General features: G+C 71.0%; 1 protein-coding gene. It reads right to left on the bottom strand.

What is annotated here, in order from left to right; all coding sequences use genetic code 11:
- Positions 1–214: AMP-binding protein (locus IF55_RS35820; protein ID WP_037967703.1), on the bottom strand; the 214-nt coding region annotated here is incomplete at both ends.

Raw genomic sequence — 214 nt, 5'->3', positions numbered from 1 at the left:
CACCGCGAGCAGCGAGACCACCAGGTCCACGGAGCGCGGCAGCATCACGGCCACAAACCGCTCGGGGCCCGCGCCCCGGTCCGCCAGATGCCGGGCGAGACGGTTGGCGCGGGCATTCAGCTCCGCGTACGAAACCTCCACACCCTCGAAAACCAACGCCACCGCATCCGGCGTACGCGCCGCCTGAGCCTCGAAGAGCGCGGACAGCGTCTCC

The organism is Streptomyces varsoviensis (assembly GCF_000718635.1).
GTDB lineage: Bacteria > Actinomycetota > Actinomycetes > Streptomycetales > Streptomycetaceae > Streptomyces > Streptomyces varsoviensis.
Note: the sequence above shows the minus strand (reverse complement) of the source record. Positions and strands in the feature narration are given on the sequence as shown.